The sequence below is a fragment of the Bradyrhizobium sp. B124 genome (genome assembly GCF_038967635.1).
Taxonomy (GTDB): domain Bacteria; phylum Pseudomonadota; class Alphaproteobacteria; order Rhizobiales; family Xanthobacteraceae; genus Bradyrhizobium.
In genome coordinates this window covers 3,473,265-3,489,750 of the sequence record NZ_CP152413.1, presented here as the reverse complement: position 1 = coordinate 3,489,750, position 16,486 = coordinate 3,473,265, and the positions used below count along the sequence as shown (strand labels likewise).

At 65.7% G+C, this 16,486-nt stretch carries 13 protein-coding genes and 1 pseudogene; 9 read left to right on the top strand and 5 right to left on the bottom strand.

What is annotated here, in order from left to right; translation table 11 throughout:
• Positions 1-75 precede the first annotated feature (75 nt).
• Positions 76-510: a DUF983 domain-containing protein gene (locus tag AAFG13_RS16750; protein ID WP_342712679.1), complete on the top strand. Its 435-nt coding sequence runs from the start codon at positions 76-78 to the stop codon at positions 508-510.
• A gap of 153 nt (positions 511-663) precedes the next feature.
• On the opposite strand, the pseudogene AAFG13_RS16745 reads toward AAFG13_RS16750, so the two are convergent.
• A pseudogene (locus AAFG13_RS16745) lies at positions 664-1,910 on the bottom strand (multidrug effflux MFS transporter).
• Positions 1,911-2,178: 268 nt separating this feature from the next.
• On the opposite strand from AAFG13_RS16745, the gene AAFG13_RS16740 reads away from it, so the two are divergent.
• Positions 2,179-3,513: an MFS transporter gene (locus tag AAFG13_RS16740; RefSeq protein WP_342712678.1), complete on the top strand. Its 1,335-nt coding sequence runs from the start codon at positions 2,179-2,181 to the stop codon at positions 3,511-3,513.
• A gap of 92 nt (positions 3,514-3,605) precedes the next feature.
• Here AAFG13_RS16740 and AAFG13_RS16735 read toward each other — a convergent pair whose 3' ends face one another.
• The 4 genes from AAFG13_RS16735 to AAFG13_RS16720 form a co-directional block, all read right to left on the bottom strand.
• The gene (locus AAFG13_RS16735) at positions 3,606-4,238 is read right to left on the bottom strand and encodes an arylsulfatase (RefSeq protein WP_342712677.1); all 633 of its coding nucleotides are present in this window, start codon (positions 4,236-4,238) and stop codon (positions 3,606-3,608) included.
• A 91-nt stretch (positions 4,239-4,329) separates the two neighbouring features.
• Positions 4,330-5,340 carry an amino acid ABC transporter substrate-binding protein gene (locus AAFG13_RS16730; RefSeq protein WP_212311547.1) on the bottom strand — a complete coding sequence of 337 codons (1,011 nt, stop codon included), beginning with the start codon at positions 5,338-5,340 and terminating at the stop codon, positions 4,330-4,332.
• A 13-nt stretch (positions 5,341-5,353) separates the two neighbouring features.
• A complete protein-coding gene (locus AAFG13_RS16725) occupies positions 5,354-6,703 on the bottom strand; it encodes an aspartate aminotransferase family protein (protein ID WP_342712676.1) in 1,350 nt (449 codons plus the stop codon).
• A gap of 5 nt (positions 6,704-6,708) precedes the next feature.
• Positions 6,709-7,584: a MurR/RpiR family transcriptional regulator gene (locus AAFG13_RS16720; RefSeq protein WP_212311545.1), complete on the bottom strand. Its 876-nt coding sequence runs from the start codon at positions 7,582-7,584 to the stop codon at positions 6,709-6,711.
• 195 nt (positions 7,585-7,779) lie between these two features.
• On the opposite strand from AAFG13_RS16720, the gene AAFG13_RS16715 reads away from it, so the two are divergent.
• The 7 genes from AAFG13_RS16715 to AAFG13_RS16685 all read left to right on the top strand — a co-directional run bounded on the left by AAFG13_RS16715 (position 7,780) and on the right by AAFG13_RS16685 (position 16,451).
• Complete coding sequence (locus tag AAFG13_RS16715; RefSeq protein WP_342713346.1) at positions 7,780-8,892, top strand: ABC transporter permease subunit; 1,113 nt, start codon at positions 7,780-7,782, stop codon at positions 8,890-8,892.
• Position 8,893: 1 nt separating this feature from the next.
• On the top strand, positions 8,894-10,015 hold the full coding sequence (locus AAFG13_RS16710) for an ABC transporter permease subunit (protein ID WP_342712675.1): 1,122 nt from the start codon (positions 8,894-8,896) through the stop codon (positions 10,013-10,015).
• A gap of 127 nt (positions 10,016-10,142) precedes the next feature.
• The gene (locus AAFG13_RS16705) at positions 10,143-10,937 is read left to right on the top strand and encodes an FCD domain-containing protein (protein ID WP_212311542.1); all 795 of its coding nucleotides are present in this window, start codon (positions 10,143-10,145) and stop codon (positions 10,935-10,937) included.
• A 24-nt stretch (positions 10,938-10,961) separates the two neighbouring features.
• On the top strand, positions 10,962-12,380 hold the full coding sequence (locus AAFG13_RS16700; RefSeq protein ID WP_212311541.1) for an amidase family protein: 1,419 nt from the start codon (positions 10,962-10,964) through the stop codon (positions 12,378-12,380).
• A gap of 37 nt (positions 12,381-12,417) precedes the next feature.
• Positions 12,418-13,863, top strand: coding sequence for an amidase family protein (locus AAFG13_RS16695; protein ID WP_342712674.1), 1,446 nt, complete (start codon positions 12,418-12,420; stop codon positions 13,861-13,863).
• A gap of 217 nt (positions 13,864-14,080) precedes the next feature.
• A complete protein-coding gene (locus AAFG13_RS16690; RefSeq protein WP_212311539.1) occupies positions 14,081-15,301 on the top strand; it encodes an ABC transporter substrate-binding protein in 1,221 nt (406 codons plus the stop codon).
• A gap of 397 nt (positions 15,302-15,698) precedes the next feature.
• On the top strand, positions 15,699-16,451 hold the full coding sequence (locus AAFG13_RS16685; RefSeq protein WP_342712673.1) for a hypothetical protein: 753 nt from the start codon (positions 15,699-15,701) through the stop codon (positions 16,449-16,451).
• Positions 16,452-16,486 lie beyond the last annotated feature (35 nt).

Sequence of the window (16,486 nt, the reverse complement as noted above, 5' to 3'; positions counted from 1 at the left end):
TGGCGCTTTGTCTTTGATTGTATGCTCCATAATTCATATTGTATGGATCATCAGATCAGGTCAAGGACGACGGTCATGACGGAGACAGTTTCCCTTCCCAAGGCAATGTGGCGCGGCTTCACGATGAAGTGCCCGAACTGCGGGCGCGGCCATCTGTTCGGTCGCTTCCTCAAGGTGGCGGACCATTGCGAGGTCTGCGGCGAGGACTTCACCCCGCAGCGCGCGGACGATTTCCCGGCCTATCTCGTGATCGTCGTGGTCGGCCACGTCGTGGTGCCGGCGCTGCTCTGGATGGAGATGACCTACGCGCCGCCGGCCTGGCTGCAACTGGCGATCTGGCTGCCGTTCACGTTGTTCAGCGCGCTCGGACTATTGCAGCCGACCAAAGGCACGATCGTCGGCTTGCAGTGGCAGCTCGGGATGGAGGGATTTGCGGCGACGCGGCGTGCGGCTGCGCCGGTGCGGGCGCGGACCAACGCCGGCACTGTAGGGCGGATTAGCGGAGCGTAATCCGCCGCTCCACTCGCGAGAAAGTTGGTGGGTTACGCCTTCGGCTAACCCACCCTACACAATTGCGTAGCCCGGATGGGCGAAGCGAAATCCGGGGCCCGTGCCGCAGGCGATACCGTCCCGGATTTCGCTTCGCTCCATCCGGGCTACCGATCAAATCGGATGATGATGCGGCCGGAACATGCGGCCCTTTTCCGTCACCAGCACCACGGCGAGCGCGGCCAGTGTGCAGAGGAAGAAGCCGGTCGCAAACGGCAGCAACGTGCCGTCGTAGTCCTGGCCGATCGTGGTGCCGACGCCGATCCCGAGCAGGGTGGTGATGGTGCCGTAGAGCGAGGACGCAGTGCCGGCGATCTTGCCCTGCGGCTCCATCGCGAGCGCAGTGAAGTTCGCCATCATCAGCCCGAATGCGAACATCATCAGGCCGGCGAGGACCATGAACAGCGGCAGCGACAGCGTGTCGGTCTTCACGGCGAGGAACAGCGCGCCGGCGACGACGGCAAAACCGGTCAGCGCGGCGTGCGAGATCACCCGCATGCCGATGCGGCCGACGATGCGCGAATTGAGGAAGCCGGCGATCGCGACGCCGACCGCACACGCGGCGAAGGCGACCGGGAAGTAATGTCCGAGCTTGAAGACCTCGGTGAAGATCTGCTGCGAGGAGAACACGAAGGCAAACAGCGAGCCCTGCACGCCGCCGGCGGCGAGCGCGTAGCCGAGCGTCTGGCGGTTGGTGACGGTCTGACGAAACGCGGACAGCACCTCGGGGATCGCCAGCGACTTGCGCAATTCGAGCGGCAGCGTCTCCGGCATCCGCATCGCGCTCCAGGCCAGCGCGATCACGCCGTAGATCATCAAGAGCACGAAGATGCCGCGCCAGTGCGTCAGCAGCATCACCGCCTGGCCGAATGACGGCGCGATGACAGGCACCGCGATGAACACCATCATCGCCAGCGACATCACGCTCGCCATCCGCCGTCCGGCATAGCAGTCGCGCACGATCGAGGTCGCGATCACGCGGGTTGCCGCGGTGCCGAGCCCTTGCAGCGCGCGCGCCAGGAGCAGCGTTTCGAACGAGGGCGCCATGATCGCAAGCAGCCCGGCGATCGTGTAGACGGTCATGCCGCCGAGCAGCACCGGGCGGCGGCCGAAGCGGTCCGACAGCGGGCCCATCACGAACTGGCCGACGCCGAAGCCGACCAGGAAGATCGACAGTACCATTTGCGGACGATTGGCGTCGGCGATCTGGAACGCGGACCGGATGTTCGGCAGCGCCGGCAGCATCATGTCCATCGCCAGCGGGTTGAGCGCCATGATGGAGGCGATGACGACGACGAATTCCGGAAGCCCATCGGGCGGTGGCCTGAGGACACCCAGGCATCGGCATTGATGTCAGACACTTAAAACCTCTTGGAGACTCCCAGCATAGCGGCCTTGCTGCATTGCACAATCGGCGTTTTGGGATGGGAGACCGTCGGCGGCGGGTGAGGTAGCCGGGTCATGGAACCGGCCGCGAGGCCGTCGGCTGGTGCTATATCGTTGCTTCTGCAACTATTTTACTCGTCCTGCGCCGGAAGCTCTGCTATCCGGGTACCAGCATCCGTGCGGGGCAGGGCGCATCGCGGCCGATCATGCCCGTACGGACAAGAACGGGTTTGGGGAGGCCAAATGTCCATCGAAATCTCCGCGCGCTCGCGCGGCGCTACGCTGTCGGATGAGGAGCGCAAGGTCCTCACCGCAACGCTCGTCGGCACCACGATCGAGTGGTACGACTTCTTCGTCTACGCCCAGGCCGCGGGCCTGGTGTTCGGCGCGCTGTTCTTTGCGCCGATGAACGCGAACAATCCGCTGCTGGCGCAGATCGTCTCGTTCGCGACGCTCGGCCTCTCATTCCTGTTCCGCCCGTTAGGGGCCATCGTCTGCGGCCATCTCGGCGACCGCTTCGGCCGCAAGAACATGCTCGTCGTCACACTGCTGCTGATGGGCGCTGCGACCGCGCTGGTCGGTCTGCTGCCGACCTACGCGCAGATCGGCGCCTGGGCGCCGGCACTCCTGATTCTTCTCCGCATCCTGCAGGGCTTCTCGGCCGGCGGCGAATGGGGCGGCGCGGCGCTGATGTCGGTGGAATCGGCGCCGCGCGACAAGCGCAGCTTCTTCGGCTCGTTCCCGCAGATCGGCACGCCGCTCGGCATGATCCTGGCAACCGGCGTGTTGTGGGTGCTGACCGCGACGCTCGGCAAGCAGGCGATGATCGAATGGGGCTGGCGGATTCCGTTCCTGCTCTCGATCCTCCTGATCGTCGTCGGCATCGTGATCCGGCGCACCGTCGAGGAATCGCCGGTGTTCCTGGTGATGCAGCGGCGGCACAAGGAATCCTCCGCGCCGCTGCGGGAATTGATGCGCAATCACAGCAAGGAGATCCTGCGCACCGCCTTGATCTTCATGGCCAACAATGCGGCTGGTTACATCCTGATCGCGTTCATCATCAGCTACGGCACCAACACGCTGAAGATGCCGTCGGAGCAGCTGCTGCTGATCGGCACGCTGGCGGCGGTGAGCTGGTTCATCTTCACGCTGCTCGGCGGCATCCTCGGCGACAAAATAGGCCGCGTGCGCTGCTTCCAGATCGGCTACGGGTTGATGGTGCTGTGGGCGGTGCCGATGTGGTTCTTGATCGACAGCAAGAACCTGCTGCTGTTCTTCATCAGCGCCGTCGGTCTCACCATCGCGCTCGGTCTGTCCTACGGCCCGCAGGCGGCGCTCTATGCCGAGCTGTTTCCGGCCAAGGTGCGCTATTCCGGTGTCTCGATCGGCTACGCACTCGGTGCCGTCTTCGGCGGCGCCTTCGCGCCCATGATCGCGCAGTGGATCATCGGCACCTACGGCCAGTCCTGGCGCGTCGGCGTCTATATCGCGGTGCTGTCGCTGATCTCGCTGATCACGGTGTCGACCATCAAGGATCCGCAGGGCGTCGATCTGAACGTGAATGACGCAGGCGGGTAGGCACTGTAGGGCGGATTAGCCGAAGGCGTAATCCGCCACTGTTCCTCTGCCGCGGTGGATTACGCTGCGCTAATCCACCCTACGCAGCGGCGCTAGCCGACGAGCATCGCCTTCAGCTTTCTGACCGCGCTGTCGGGCGTCGTCAGCACCTCGCGGTCGGTAACTTCCGCGACGCGTTCGGCCGCCGGCGCCATGCTGTACTGGGGGAGTGCGATCAGGTCGCAATCGCGCAAGTCCTTGGCTGCCTCGACCACGATGCGATCATGCTCGGCGCGGTCGCCGCGATCCAGCGCCGCCAGCGCGCCCTCGGCGAGTTTCGGCACCAGCGTCACCGACGCTGGAAATTCCGGCGGCATCGACACGAGCGTCGGCGGGAAGGTCGAGAGCAGGCCGATGCGCTTCCCCTTCGCCGCCGCCTGTTCGATCATCGCCTCGTTCGGCTTCAACACCGGCCTCGGCGCGTGCGCGCGCGCCACGGCCTCGATGCAAGGCCCGAACGCCGAGCAGGTGAAGAGAATGCCGTCGGCGCCGGTGCTCACTGCGTAGCGGCCCATGGTGAGGAACCGCTCGGTCATGCGCTCGGTCAGCTTGCCGTCGCGCGCGAGGTCGGCCGAAAGGCTGTCGTCGAGCAGGTTCATCAGCCGCGCCTCCGGCCAATGGCGTGCGAATGAGGCCTCGATCGGGACGATCGAGTGCTTCAGGGCATGAATGAGGGTGATGCGCATGTTCGCTGTTTTCTTCTCCCTCTCCCCGCTCTTCGCGGGGAGAGGGTTGGGGTGAGGGGCTCTCTCCCCGTATGCGGGGCGAGGTGATCGGTTACTTGAACGGGATCGCGTACATCAAGCCACCCTTGCTCCAGGTGCCGTTGAGGCCGCGCTCGAGCTTCAAGGGGCTTGCCTTGCCGACATTGCGCTCGAAGATCTCGCCGTAATTGCCGCCGGCCTTGATCGCGGCGACCAGCCATTTGTTGTCGAGGCCGAGCCGCGAGCCGAGATCGCCGGACGCGCCGAGCAGGCGCTGGATCGCCGGGACCTGCGACTTCGTCATCTCGTCGACATTGGCCTGGGTGACGCCGAGCTCTTCGGCTTCGACGAGGCCGTAATGCAGCCAGGTGATGATGTCGCTCCAGACCTCGTCGCCGTTGCGGGTGAACGGGCCGAGCGGCTCCTTGCTGATGGTCTGCGGCAGCACGACGTAATCTTCCGCCTTTGGCGCGGCGGTCGCGACCGCGCCGGCGAGCGCCGAGGCGTCCTGGGTCATGGCATCGCAGCGGCCGCCGAAGAAGGTCTGGTACATGGTGTCGGGGCGGTCGAATACCAGCGGCTTCCAGTCGATGCCGTTGGCGCGGCCGTAATCGCCGAGCGTCACCTCATGCGTGGTACCCTGCGCGACGCAGACGGTGGCACCCTTGAGATCCTTCAGCTCCTTCACGCCGAGGTCCTTCTTCACCACAAAGCCCTGGCCGTCGTAGAAATTGACCGGACCCTGGCGCAGGCCGAGCGTGGTGCCGCGCAGATAGGTCTGTGTCGAGTTGCGGTAGAGCACGTCGATCTCGCCGGACTGCAGCGCCGTGAAGCGGTTCTGCGCGGTCAGCGCGACGTAGCGCACCTTATTGGCATCGCCGAGCACGCCGGCGGCAAGCGCACGGCAATAGTCGACATCGAGGCCCTTGAAGTTGCCCTGCGAGTCCGGCGCCGAGAAGCCGGCAAAGCCGGTCGACACGCCGCACACCAGCGTGCCGCGCTGCTTGATGGTGTCGAGCGTCGCCGCGCTTGCACCGGTGATGCTCGCGGCAAGAACGGTTGCAGTGATCAATCCCCTGTACATTTTACACCTCCTCCTAATGACCAATGTCCTTGAGCGCGCTGTCGACCGCAGCGCCGAGCCTTTCGACGATCATGTCGATGTCGCCGGAAGTTGCGATATAGGGCGGGGCGAGCAGCACATGGTCGCCGCGCTGGCCGTCGGCGGTGCCCCCCGACGGATAGCAGCCGAGTCCGCCGGCAAACGCTGTGGACTTGATCCGCTGATGCAGCTTCAGCTTGGGATCGAATGGCTGCCGCGTGCCGCGGTCGGCGACCAGCTCGATCCCCCAGAACAGGCCGCGTCCCCGGATATCGCCGACATGGCGATGATTGCCGAAGCGTTCGGTGAGCCGCTGCTCGAGCTGGCGGCCGCGCGCCTTGACCTGGTCGAGCAGCTTCTCCTCGCTGATCACCTTCTGCACCTCGAGCGCGGCGGCGCAGGCGAGCGGATGCGCGAGATAAGTATGGCCGTGCTGGAACGCGCCGGAGCCGTTGCGCACGGTGTCGACGATGGTGCTGCTGGCAAGCATCGCGCCGATCGGCTGATAGCCGCCGCCGAGGCCCTTGGCGACGGCCTGGATGTCCGGCGAGATGCCTTCCTGCTCCCACGCATGCAGCGTGCCGGTGCGGCCCATGCCGCACATCACCTCGTCGAGGATTAAGAGCGCGCCATGACGGTTGCAGATTTCGCGCACCGCCTTGAAGTAGCCCTCGGGTGCCGGCACGCAGCCGGCGGTGGCGCCGACCACGGGCTCGGCGATGAAGGCGGCAACGTTCGCGGGGCCGAGCCGCTGGAATTCCGCCTCGAGCTCTGCGGCGAGCCGCGCCACAAACGCGGCCTCCGATTCATCGTCGCGCTTCTCGTGATAGGCAAAAGCGGGGGTGACATGGCTGAACGCGGGTGACAGCAGCGGCGCATACGGCTCGCGGCGCCAGGCATTGCCGCCGGCCGACAGCGCGCCGAGCGTGTTGCCGTGATAGCTCTGGCGGCGCGCGATGAAGCGGGCGCGCTTCGGCTCGCCGCGCTCGATGAAATATTGCCGCGCCAGCTTGATCGAGGCCTCGATCGCCTCCGACCCGCCGCTGACGAAGTAGACATAGCCGAGACCGCCGGGCTCGTGGCCGACCAGCCGCTCGGCGAGTTCTTCCGCGGGCTCCGACGAGAAGAAGCCGGTATGCGCATAAGCAAGCTTGGACGCCTGCTTTGCGATCGCGGCGAGAATCCGCGGATGCTGATGCCCGAGGCAGGACACCGCGGCGCCGCCGGAGGAATCCAGAATGCGGTGGCCGTCCTCCGCGATCAGCCAGACACCGTCGCCGCCGACCGCTTTCGGCGGGGTTTCGCGCAGGCTGCGATGCATCACGCGGCTCTTGTTGGCGGCCATGACGCTCATCCTTTCTCGACAAAATATTGTGACATCTCGGCGAGCCGGCCCTCGGTCTGCTCCAGCCTGCGCTTTGCACCCGCGCCGCCCAGCGTGAAGGCGACGGCAGCAAGCGACTGGGCGACTGCGATCGCACCGGTGAGGCTCGGGAAGAAACCGGGCGAGGAGGCGGCCTCGAACAGCAAGAGATGATCGGCGCCCTCGGCCATCGGCGCGCTGATCGTGTCGGCGATCGCGATCAGCGTGGCGCGCGCCTGATGCGCCGCACGCGCGGTCTCGACGCTGACCAATGTGTAGGGCGCAAAGCCGATCACGACCACGGCGTCTTCGGCGCGGAAGGCGCCGTGGTCGAGGTCGAACGGGCCGGAACCGCCGACCAGCTGCACTGCGTCGGGGCGGAACAGGCGAAGCTGGTAGGTCAGGAGTTCCGCAACGCTGCGGCAGCTGCGAAAGCCCGTGATCCAGATCCGATTGGCGGCGTGCAGCGCACGCGCGGCGTCCGCGATCGCGCTCGCGGAAATCCGCGCAAGCCCGGCGGCTTCGGCCTCGATCTTGTCGTGCACCAGTTTGACATCGGCATTCGGCCCGGCGCGCCGGCCCTTGGCGCGGCCGGAGAACGGTGAGCCCTGCGCCGGCCGTCGCGCCTCGGTGAGTGCGGCGCGCAATTCGTCCCAGCCGGAATAGCCGAGCGCCTTGGCAAGACGGGTGAAGGATGCAGGATCGGCGCCGGCGACCGAGGCGAGCTCGCGCATCGAGCGGGTGGTGGCGTCGTAATCATTGGCTGCGACAAAACGCCCGACCTCCTGCAAACGCATCGGCAGCGACGGCAATGCGCTGCACAATTCGTTCAGGGGCGATGGTTTCGGCTGAGCCTGGGCCATGAAACATATGTTGCACGAATATCAATTTGGTGCAACATATGAAGTGCGCAGCCCCGAATAGGCTCTTGCGCATGGCAGAAGATCGCTTCTCACTGGGATCCTTGTGCTGTGACGACATCGACGCCGAAACGCCCTCCCGCCCGGGCTCCAAGTCGGTCCTGGCGCCTTTCGCTCAGCGATCCCCGCGTCGCCGGCCTGTTCTGGCAGGTCCTGGTGGTCGCCATCGCGGTCGCCATCGTCGCCTGGCTGTGGTCGAACGCGGTCCATAATCTCTCGGTGCGGCGCATCTCGACCGGGTTCGCCTTCCTCGGCCGCGAAGCTGGCATGCCGATCGCGGATTCCTGGATCGATTACTCGCCGAAGAACACCTACCTGCGCGCCTTCATCGTCGGCATCGTCAACACGCTGCGCGTCGCTGTCATCGGCATCGTGCTGGCGACCGTGATCGGCACGCTGGTCGGTGTCGCGCGGCTGTCGTCGAACTGGCTGCTGGCGCGGCTCGCCGCCGTCTATGTCGAGGTGCTGCGCGACCTGCCGCTGCTGCTGCAGCTGTTGTTCTGGTACGTGCTGATGCAGGGCCTGCCGGCGGCGCGTCAGGCGTGGAAGCCGGTCGAGGGCGTGTTCCTCTCCAACCGCGGGCTGATATTGCCGTCGGTCCCGCTGCAGGAGGCCAATTGGTGGACGATCCTGGCGCTGGTCGCTGGCGTGATCGTCTTCACCTTCGTCAGGCGCCGCCTGATCGCGCAGCAGGTGCTCGACGGCAGAGTGCGGCCGGCCTGGCCTTACGCGCTCGGCCTCGTGGTCGCGCTGCCCGCGCTGGTCTCGTGGCTTCTGGGCGCGAGCTGGAGCATCATGCTGCCGGAGCTGCGCGGCTTCAACTTCGTCGGCGGGCTGACGCTGGCGCCGGAATACTTTGCGCTGCTGATCGCGCTCGTCACCTACACTTCGGCGTTCATCGCCGAGATCGTGCGCAGCGGCATTCAGGCGGTGCCGCGCGGGCAGTCGGATGCCGCCAAGGCGCTCGGGCTGAAGCGCAGCTTCGTGTTGCAGCAGATCGTGCTGCCGCAGGCGCTGCGCGTCATCATCCCGCCGATGACCAGCCAGTATCTGAACCTGACGAAAAATTCCTCGCTCGCGGTCGCGGTCGGTTATCAGGACATCGTCTCGATCGCCAACACCACCCTGAACCAGACCGGGCAGGCGATCGAGTCGATCGCGCTGATCATGATGGTGTTCCTCACCATCAGCCTTGGCATCAGCCTGTTCATGAACTGGTACAACGCGCGGATCGCGCTGGTGGAGCGCTGACATGAGCTCGGTCGCCCACCTTCCGCAGGATCCGCTGCCGATCGGGCCGCGACCCGCACCACGGGCGCTCGGCGGACATCTCACCGCGTGGCTGCGCGCCAATTTGTTCGCCTCGATCCCGTCCAGCATCATGACGCTGCTGCTGCTGTTCGTGCTCGGCAAGGCCTGCATCGGTCTCTGGCAATGGGGCATTGCCAACGCGATCTGGATCGTCTCCGGCAATGACAGCAGCGCCTGCCGCGCGCTGCGCGGCGTCGGCGCCTGCTGGGCTGTCGTCCCCGAGAAGTACCGCTTCATCCTGTTCGGCACCTATCCGTTCGACGAGCAGTGGCGGCCGGCGCTCGCGGTCCTGATCTTCATCGCGTTGTTCGCGGTCTCGAGCCGCCGCAGCTTCTGGCGCAAGGAGCTGTTCCTGCTGTGGGCCGCAGCCTTGATCGCGATCGGCTGCCTGATGTGGGGCGGCTTCCTTGGGCTGTCCTTTGTCACACAGGACCGCTGGGGCGGGCTGCCGGTGACCTTGATCCTCGCGACCTTCGGATTGGCGTTCGGTTTCCCGCTCGGAATTCTGGTCGCGCTCGGCCGCCGTTCGAGGTTGCCGGCGATCCGCTCGCTCTGCGTGCTCTATGTCGAATTGATCCGCGGCGTGCCGCTGATCAGCCTGTTGTTCATGGCGAGCGTGATGTTCCCGCTGTTCATGCCGGACGGCGTCAACATCGACAAATTGCTGCGCGCGCAGATCGCCTTCATCCTCTATGCCGGCGCCTACCTTGCGGAAGTGGTGCGCGGCGGCTTGCAGGCGGTGCCGCGTGGACAATATGAGGCCGCCGATGCGCTCGGGCTGTCGTACTGGGAGAAGAACGCGCTGATCGTGCTGCCGCAGGCGATCCGCCACGTGATCCCGCCGCTGGTCAACACCTTCATCGCCTTCTTCAAGGACACCAGCCTGGTGCTGATCATCGGCATCTTCGATTTGCTGACGACCGCCAAGACCGCGATCGTCGATCCGGCCTGGCAGTCGTTCAGCGTCGAGGTCTACGTCTTCGTCGGGGTGATCTACTTCGCGTTCTGCTTTGCGATGTCGCGCTACAGCCGCGGCCTCGAGGCTCAGCGCGGAACCAACTGAGCGATCGGCTCTCGCCAATTCCTGCAAATCCGGTCGGCCGTCATGCCCGGGATGAACCCCGGGTACGACGATCTTTTGGGGCGATCGCCTCTTGCCAAGCCGTCTCGATCCTATTTATGATCATAAAATGGATAAATCGGCTCTCCCCTCCCTGGACCCGTCGCGGCGCGCCTCGATCAAGCGCAAGCGCTCGGACGCCGTCGCCGATCTGATCCGCAGCCACATCTTCCAGGCCGGCTTGCAGCCGAACGACCGGCTGCCGCAGGAGGTTGAGCTGATCGAGATGTTCGGCTGCAGCCGCTCGACCATCCGCGAGGCGCTCAAATCACTGGAAGTGCAGGGGCTGGTGCAGAACACCACTGGTCCCGGCGGCGGCGCGCGGGTGGCGCCGGTGTCGATCAACCGGATCGTCGGCCTGCTCAGCAACTACTTCTATTTCCAGTCGATCAGCACCGCGCAGATCTATCAGATCCGCCGGCTGATCGAGCCGGAGCTCGCCTTCAGCGTGGTCGGCCATCTCACCGCGGCGCATTTCGCCGCGCTCGACAAGGCGATCGCGGTTCAGGAGCATCATCCCGGCGGCATCGCGGACTGGGAGCACCACCGCCACGCCGAGATCGATTTCCACGACATCCTGATCGAGGCCTGTCCCAATCCGCTGCTCGGCCTGGTCGCCCGCTTCGTCAATGAGGCGATCCGGCATCTGATCGGCAAGCTCGGTGTGCAGGAATTCGCATCCAGCTTCACCTGCGAGAACATCGAGTTTCACAAGCGCCTGATGGCCGCGTTCCGCTCCGGCAACGCCGCGCGCGCCCGGCGCGTGATGCTCGACCATGTGCTGAGCGCCGAAGCCGTGGTCGTTCCAGCGGAAGACCGCCGCATGGATCTGCCGGTGTTTTACCAGCCGTTGCGGCTCGACTGAACAACAGTGTTGGAGGAAGCGGTCATGGTCACGCGACGCGAGAATGAATTGTGGAGCTGGTCGGCCGTCGATCTGGCGCGCGCGATCGCGGCGCGTGTGATCTCGAGCCGGGAAGCCGTGCAATCCAGCCTCTACCGGATCGCGCAGGTCAATCCGGCGTTGAACGCCGTCGTTGAGGTGCTCGCCGATGAAGCGCTGGCCGCGGCGGATGCAGCGGACGCCGCGGTGAAATCCGGCGCGGAGCTCGGCATGCTGCACGGCGTGCCGGTCACGATCAAGGTCAATGTCGATCAGCGCGGCCACGCCACCACCAACGGCGTCGTCGCCTTCCGCGACGTCATCGCGACCGAGGACAGCCCGGTGGTCGCGAATTTCCGCAAGGCCGGCGCCGTCATTGTCGGCCGCACCAACACGCCGGCCTTCTCGCACCGCTGGTTCACCAACAACGATCTGCATGGCGCCACCTATAATCCCTGGAGCCGGCGGCTGACGCCGGGCGGCTCCAGCGGCGGCGCGGCATCGGCCGTCGCCTCCGGCATGGGCGCGATCGCACACGGCAATGATTTCGGCGGCTCGATCCGCTATCCCGCCTATGCCTGCGGCGTCGCCGGCCTGCGTCCGACCCCGGGACGAATTCCTTCGTTCAATCCGTCGGCGACTTCAGATCGTCCGATCACGGCGCAGATGATGTCGGTGCAGGGGCCGCTCGCGCGCTCGGTCGCCGATCTGCGCACGGGCCTCGCCGCAATGGCGCAGCCGGACGCGCGCGACGGCACATGGCTGCCGGTGCCCTTGCAAGGTGCGCCACTCAAGCGTCCGGTCGGCGTTGCGATCGCGGCGGCGCCGTTCGGTGACGAGACGCCGGAGGTCAGCGCAGCGGTGCGTGCCGCCGGACACTGGCTCGCCGAGGCCGGCTTTGCCGTGGAGGAGACCGTGCCGCCGCGGCTCGCGGAGGCCGCCGATCTCTGGCATCGGCTCGTCATCAATGAGGAGCGGCGCGTGCTCGCGCCGATGATCCGCAAGTTCGGCGACGTGAGGGCCCGCTACAATCTGGACGGCCATATTGCGTATGCGCCAGAGCTCGACGGCGATCAGGTGCTGGCCTGCTTCGAGCAGCGGCTGGCCATCGTGCGGGCCTGGCAGCTGTTCCAGGAACGTTGCCCGGTCATCATCCTGCCGGTCTCGGCGCAACTCCCGTTCCGCTTCGATCAGGATCAGGAAGACGCAACGGTGGTGCGCGCGCTGCTCGATGCGCAGCGGCCGCTGCTCGCCGTCCCCGCGCTCGGCTTTCCGTCGGTCGTGGTGCCGACGGGGACCGCCGGCGGCGTGCCGGTCGGCGTGCAGGTGATCGCCGGCCGCTTCCGCGAGGATGTCTGTCTCGCGGTCGCCGAGGTGATCGAGGCGCGTGCGTCGACGCTGACGCCGATCGACCCACGCGACTGAAGGCACGCGGTTTTCGAAACCAACAACACTGAGCATCATGGGAGAGCACAACGTGACGAATGCACCGATCTGGCAATGGTCCGCCGTCGAGACGGCCGCGGCGATCAGGAACAACGAAGTGACCTCGGAGCAGGTGGTTCGCACCCATCTCGACCGCATGCAGGAGGCCAATCCGGCGCTCAACGCCGTCGTCGTCGATCTCGGCGCGTCAGCGATGCAGGCAGCCAAGGCTGCCGACGAAGCGCTGGCGGCGAGCAAGGGGAAGGGTGGAGCGGTCGGGCCGCTGCACGGCGTGCCGGTGACGATCAAGATCAACATCGACGTCGAAGGCCAGGCCAATTCGAACGGCGTGGTGGCGTTCAAGGACAATATCGCGCCGGGCGACTCGCCGGTGACCGCGAATCTCAAGAAGGCCGGCGCTGTTATCATCGGCCTGACCAACACGCCGGAATTCTCGCTCCGCGGCTTCACCGACAACCCGCTGCACGGCTTGACGCGCAATCCCTGGAATGCCGACGTGACCTGCGGCGGATCCTCGGGCGGCGCCGGCGCGTCGATCGCGGCCGGCATCGGCACCATCGCGCATGGCAACGACATCGGCGGCTCGTTGCGCTGGCCGGCCCATTGCAACGGCATCGCCACCATCAAGCCGACCCAGGGCCGGATTCCGGCGTTCAATCCCAGCGCCACGGCGGAACGGCCGCTGATGGCGCAGTTCATGTCGTCGCAAGGACCGCTGGCGCGCCACGTCGCCGACGTGCGCCTCGGCTTGGAGGTGATGGCGCAGCGCGACCCGCGCGATCCCTGGTACGTGCCGGCGCCGTTGACGGGGCCGAAGCCTGCCGCACCGGTCAAGGTCGCGGTCGCAAAGATCCCTGAAGACATGGCGACCGATCGCGGCGTGATCGCGCTTCAGCGGAAGGCGGCCGATCATCTGGCCGATGCGGGCTATGCGGTCAGCGAGGTCGAGGTGCCCGATCTCAACAAGGTCTGGCAGCTCTGGTGCGATCTGATCATGACCGAGACCCGCGTGTTGCAGCAGGACCAGATGCTGGCGACGACGAGTGCCGACTTCCAGAAGACGTTCCACGGCTTCATGGCGCTGGCAAATCCGTTGGATCAGGCCGGCTACATGAAGGCGATCGCGGAGCGCTCGCGCCACATCAGGAACTGGATGACGTTCCTCGAGCAGTATCCGCTGGTGCTGATGCCGACCTCGGTGCGCAGGACGCCGGAGGTCAATGCCGATCTCGGCGGCGACCAGCGCGTCAAGGAGTTGTTCTGGAACGACCTGCGCTTCATTTCGTCGATGAACGTGCTGGGGCTGCCGGCAGCCGTGGTGCCGGTCGGCCTGCATGAGGGATTGCCGGTCGGTGTCCAGATCGTGGGCTCGCGCTATCGCGAGGACATGTGTCTCGATGCGGCCGAGGCGATCGAGCGCAAGGTCGGCATCCTGGCAAGGCAATTGTGGGAGCGGCGCTGAGGCGATTTCGAAACCATCCAGCACTGTAAGGAACGCCGCGGCGAGATCTCGTCGCGGCGTTCGTGCGATCGGCGACGCGCGTGTCGGCGCCCGGCCCACGTTCCTCCACCCGGAATTCTTGCGCGGAATCGCAGAGCGCCATGCCGGCCACGGGGTTGTCGGCGATCCTTGATTGCTTCAGGAGTTCGTCCGAACCATCCGAACCCTTGGGAACGAAATGTCCATCACGAAACGCTCGCCTGTCCTGCTCGCAATTGCGGCCGTGTGTCTCTCCTTTGCGGCCGGCGGAGCTCGCGCGGAGGACGGTGTCCTGCGGGTCGGCATCATCACCGACATGAGCGGGCAATATTCCGACGGCAACGGCCCGGGATCGGTGATCGCGGCGCAAATGGCCGCGGAGGAGATCGGCGGCAAGGTCGGTGGACGCAAGATCGAGATCATTTCGGCCGATCACCAGAACAAGCCCGACGTGGCAACCGGCATCGTGCGCAACTGGATCGACAACAAGGGTGTCGACGTGATCGCCGAAGGCGTCAATTCCGCGGTGGCGCTCGCGATCCAGACGGTCACGCGCGAACGCAAGAAGCTGTTTCTGATCTCGGGCTCCGGCTCATCTGACCTCACTGGCAAGCAGTGTTCGCCGACCAGCGTGCAGTGGACCTATGACACCTATGCCTCCTCGAACGCCACGGCGAAAGCCGTGGTCGCGCGCGGCGGCTCGCCCTGGTTCTTCCTCACGGCGGATTACGCGTTCGGCCAGGCGCTGGAGCGCGATGCCAGCAAGGCAGTGACATCGGCCGGCGGCAAGGTGCTCGGCGCGGTCCGGCATCCGTTCGACACCGCCGATTTCTCGTCCTTCCTGCTGCAGGCCCAGTCCTCCGGCGCCAAGATCCTGGCGCTCGCCAATGCCGGCTCCGACTTCCGCAACGCGGTGTCGCAGGCCGACGAGTTCAACATCCGCGCCAGCATGCAACTCGTCGCGCTGCAGGTGACGCTCACCGACGTGCCCGCGCTTGGCCTCGCGCATGCGCACGATCTGCTGTTCACCGATTCCTTCTATTGGGACCGCACGCCCGAGACCCGCGTCTTCGCCCAGGAATTCTTCAAGCGGCATGGCGCGATGCCGACGGCCTATCAGGCCGGCGTCAACTCGGCGCTGCGGCACTATTTCAAGGCGGTCGCCGCGACCAACTCGGTGGATTCGGAGACCGTGATCGCGCAGATGCGCAAGACCCCGGTGAATGATTTCTTTGCCCAGAACGGCGTGGTGCGCGAGGACGGCCGCATGGTGCACGACATGTATCTGATGCGCATCAAGAAGCCGGAAGAGTCCAAGAGCAAGTGGGATCTCTACGAATATCTCGCGACGGTGCCGGGCGACCAGGCCTTCCGTCCGCTCGATGAAGGTGGTTGCCCCTACCTCGCCAAGGCGCATTAGGACGCGAGGCGGTCAGACCAGAGCAGGCGTTCGGGCACGCAATTGTTGGGGCAGCGTTGATGCCCCGGCTTGACCGGGCGATCCAGTACGCCGCGGCTTCTCTATTCAAGCACCCGCGTCTCTGGAATACTGGATCGCCCGGTCGAGCCGGGCGATGACACCGAGATGAGGTGCGCAATAGCGGCGCGTCGTATCGCGCGAGAACCATCCTCATCGTCGTCCTGGCGAAAGCCAGGACCCATTACCCCCAATGGTCGTTGCTGCGCGACGCTGCGGACCCAATCCCTCTCACAATCACATGCGGTGGCTATGGGTTTCGCAGGGACGACAGCTGTGATGAAATCAAGCGGAACGTAATCGTGGCGGCCGTAGCACCGCGCTCATATCAAGAGGCACCATGACCAACACCATCGAGGCTCCCGACGGCGGCTACCGCTTCATGCCCGGCGTCAGTCAGTATTCCTGCGGCGTCGGTGCGTTGCCCGGTTATGCCATCGAGCGGGTCAGGTTCTCCGAACCGATATCCTTGAGCGCAGGGTTTGAACGGATTGCCGAGATCATCAGGGGCGCGGGCCGTCCGCTGACCGCTTTCGCGGCCTGCGAACTGCGCTCGCCGGCGCCGTTCACCGAGGACGGGTTCAAGGCATTCAACGAAATCTACATCAAGACGCTGGTCGCCTGGGGCGTGATGCGCGACGGCGTCAATCCGGTGGCGCGCAGCAACGTCTGTCCAAAGCTCGATCCGCCCGCCGAGCCGTCGTTCCACGCCTTCTGCTACACGGTGCCGGCGGCGAAGGATGCACCGACGAGCTTCGTCGTCGCCGGCAGCGGCGAGTCGGTCGAGGGCAAGGCCAATTATCGCGATCATACTGTCGCGCTCGGCGACACCAGCCCGGCCGGCATCCTCGCGAAGGCGCAATTCGTGCTTGGCGAGATGGAACGCCGGATGAGCGCGTTCGGCGGTTCCTGGCGCGACACCACCGCGGTACAGCTCTACACCGTGCACGACGCTTATCCGGTGCTCGAAAGCGAGCTCGGCCGCCGTGGCGTGCTTCGCAACGGCCTGACCTGGCATTTCGACCGGCCGCCGGTGGTTGGACTTGACTATGAAATGGATTGCCGGCGTGTGCAACTCGAACGCGTAGTGTGATGGTTCGGTCGCGTGATGCATCAAAAGCGCGTGTG

What these genes read in the sequence shown, in the direction of transcription:
- AAFG13_RS16690 (WP_212311539.1), top strand. Translation starts at nt 14,081, where the DNA reads ATGTCCATCACGAAACGCTCGCCTGTCCTGCTCGCAATTGCGGCCGTG.
- AAFG13_RS16695 (WP_342712674.1), top strand. Translation starts at nt 12,418, where the DNA reads ATGGGAGAGCACAACGTGACGAATGCACCGATCTGGCAATGGTCCGCC.
- AAFG13_RS16700 (WP_212311541.1), top strand. Translation starts at nt 10,962, where the DNA reads ATGGTCACGCGACGCGAGAATGAATTGTGGAGCTGGTCGGCCGTCGAT.
- AAFG13_RS16685 (WP_342712673.1), top strand. Translation starts at nt 15,699, where the DNA reads ATGACCAACACCATCGAGGCTCCCGACGGCGGCTACCGCTTCATGCCC.
- AAFG13_RS16750 (WP_342712679.1), top strand. Translation starts at nt 76, where the DNA reads ATGACGGAGACAGTTTCCCTTCCCAAGGCAATGTGGCGCGGCTTCACG.
- AAFG13_RS16705 (WP_212311542.1), top strand. Translation starts at nt 10,143, where the DNA reads ATGGATAAATCGGCTCTCCCCTCCCTGGACCCGTCGCGGCGCGCCTCG.
- AAFG13_RS16735 (WP_342712677.1), bottom strand. Translation starts at nt 4,238, where the DNA reads ATGCGCATCACCCTCATTCATGCCCTGAAGCACTCGATCGTCCCGATC.
- AAFG13_RS16730 (WP_212311547.1), bottom strand. Translation starts at nt 5,340, where the DNA reads ATGTACAGGGGATTGATCACTGCAACCGTTCTTGCCGCGAGCATCACC.
- AAFG13_RS16725 (WP_342712676.1), bottom strand. Translation starts at nt 6,703, where the DNA reads ATGGCCGCCAACAAGAGCCGCGTGATGCATCGCAGCCTGCGCGAAACC.
- AAFG13_RS16740 (WP_342712678.1), top strand. Translation starts at nt 2,179, where the DNA reads ATGTCCATCGAAATCTCCGCGCGCTCGCGCGGCGCTACGCTGTCGGAT.
- AAFG13_RS16720 (WP_212311545.1), bottom strand. Translation starts at nt 7,584, where the DNA reads ATGGCCCAGGCTCAGCCGAAACCATCGCCCCTGAACGAATTGTGCAGC.
- AAFG13_RS16710 (WP_342712675.1), top strand. Translation starts at nt 8,894, where the DNA reads ATGAGCTCGGTCGCCCACCTTCCGCAGGATCCGCTGCCGATCGGGCCG.